The organism is Vibrio sp. V01_P9A10T6 (assembly GCF_963877065.1).
Taxonomy (GTDB): Bacteria; Pseudomonadota; Gammaproteobacteria; order Enterobacterales; family Vibrionaceae; genus Vibrio; species Vibrio anguillarum.
This window is the reverse complement of the sequence record NZ_CAWNTB010000136.1, coordinates 1-2,041: the sequence shown is the minus strand read 5'-3', so window position 1 is coordinate 2,041 and position 2,041 is coordinate 1. Positions and strand designations below refer to the sequence as shown.

2 protein-coding genes are annotated in these 2,041 nt (G+C 39.3%); both read right to left on the bottom strand.

Annotation, left to right across the window (positions count from 1 at the left end):
• Window positions 1-137: 137 nt before the first annotated feature.
• On the bottom strand, window positions 138-740 hold the full coding sequence (locus AACQ21_RS07075; protein ID WP_047691324.1) for a hypothetical protein: 603 nt from the start codon (window positions 738-740) through the stop codon (window positions 138-140).
• A 153-nt stretch (window positions 741-893) separates the two neighbouring features.
• Window positions 894-1,661: a hypothetical protein gene (locus AACQ21_RS07070; RefSeq protein WP_175231437.1), complete on the bottom strand. Its 768-nt coding sequence runs from the start codon at window positions 1,659-1,661 to the stop codon at window positions 894-896.
• Window positions 1,662-2,041: the final 380 nt, after the last annotated feature.

Sequence of the window (2,041 nt, the reverse complement as noted above, 5' to 3'; positions counted from 1 at the left end):
TTGAACCTGTAGAACTGCATAACGCCCGGCTAAGGGGTTGACAACGCATAACCGAACTCAAAAAACACACTGTAAACACTGAACTTCAATTTTGCACTAAAGCCGCCAAGCGTTGGCAATCCCTCTTGAGCCGTTTGTTAGCTGAATTTTTCAAACGGTTTTAGAAGACCATTTCGTTCGTTTAGTAAAGCATGACGCTCTTCTTCTGAAACAAGGTTCAAAATAAGCGATATTTCTATGAACCTTGTATGAGCCTCTCTAAAAACCTCAGACTCAAAACAACTTTCTATCCAATAGAGCTCTTCACCACTGATGCTGTGAAACACTTCCACAGGCATATAATCGCAGTGTTCAGGGTCAGCAAAGTCTGATGTTTGTTCTATACCAAATGGACCGATATTATTACCGAAAAGCCACGGTAAAAGGTACACATTAGATAACATCGTTGCTGCTAATTCATACGTTGCCTTTTCTGTATTACCTAAACGATGAGACAAAATTGAGCGAGATAGCATTTGAATTGGTTCGCCAATATCATCTGGAAATTGGACGTCATACCACTCCATGTACTCTTTTGCTTTTTCTAAATCATTAAGTACAAGCAACAACGGAAATATTAAATACCTTTTCCCGTAACCGTCCGAGATAGCACCATACTCTCTAAGCTCACGATTAAGCCCAGATTTGTAGCTTGAAATTTTAGCTCGAATTTTCTTTTCTGTATCTGGAACTGTAAACATACTCAAATCTCGTCCTATTCAGCTAACGCCCGCTTAAGGGGCAGCCAACGCTACTACAAACTTACCGCATAACACCGTAATCACAAAAACCAACGCATAGTAAAAATGCCGCGCGTTGGCTGTCCCTCTTGAAGCGTTTGTTAGGTTTTATTTTTAACACTGAGATATAAGCCAACGATATTTTTCTAGTACGCTTTCACCTACATTTTGAGTAGTAAGTAACTCGATTTTTTCTTCCAATAATACTTTCAGTGAATCTAACGTTGGATTCAAGCCTAACTTATCCCAATGTACAGTTGGATCCATCCTGTAGTGCTTATAGTAGCTAGCTAGTGAGCAATATACTTGACCACTATCTTCAACAAACATAGCTTCAATAGAAGAAAAAGTGCGAGATTGAGATAGGTGCTCATAACACTCACGATCTATTAATAACCTAGGGGTAACCGCTTCCTTGGACTCTATCTGATAAGCACGATTCATTGCAGGACCAAACACTGGACCATTTTCCGTATGATGTAAATTACCAATAGTAACTCCCCCACGTAAGACTAGATTATTTTCTCCCCAAAGGCGCAGAGCAAATTTACCTATTGTGTCAAATAACATTTGGCATGACATTGAGTTTTCTGCATCAGCAGAAATAACTACGCAATCAGAAAAATACGAAATTTCAAGGCTATACATTCGCTTTATATGAGTTGTCAAATAATCCAAGGTTCGTCTAGCATCTTTAACTTTGCCCGCGGGAATATTTTCAATATTTAGTTCAGGTTCGACACTATCTTTGAGCGATTTTGTGCTCATAGACATCAAAGCTCGATGTATATTTTCTACTATATTAAGATCGTTTTCACTCTGCTCAACCAAAGCACCAAAACCTAAAATATCTATAAACGCTACGCACTTTTTAGTATACACACTTCCTCCTAACTGAATTAAACCTAACGCCCGGCTAAGGGGTTGACAACGCACCGCCGAACTTAAAAAACACACTGTAAACTCTGAACTGCAATTTTGCACTAAAGTCGCCACGCGTTGGCAATCCCTCTTGAGCCGTTTGTTAGGCCAACTGATTGACACCAACACTTTCAAAACTAAAGAACGAGCTTTTTTGTAAACTTGAAACAAACTAACCGATTCATTTATAAACCAAAAACTCAAATCAGCAAAGAAACCAAAAAACTCAAATTGAGCGATTTGGAAGAAAAGTGACGAGCGTAGCATGCTCGGCGGACGTTTGGATGCTGAAGGTTATTTTGCCGATGAATTCACAACGAAAAGAAACCCAACGCGATCAA

Excerpts from the sequence above, each read along its gene's own strand:
- AACQ21_RS07075 (WP_047691324.1), bottom strand. The coding sequence starts at position 740 with ATGTTTACAGTTCCAGATACAGAAAAGAAAATTCGAGCTAAAATTTCA.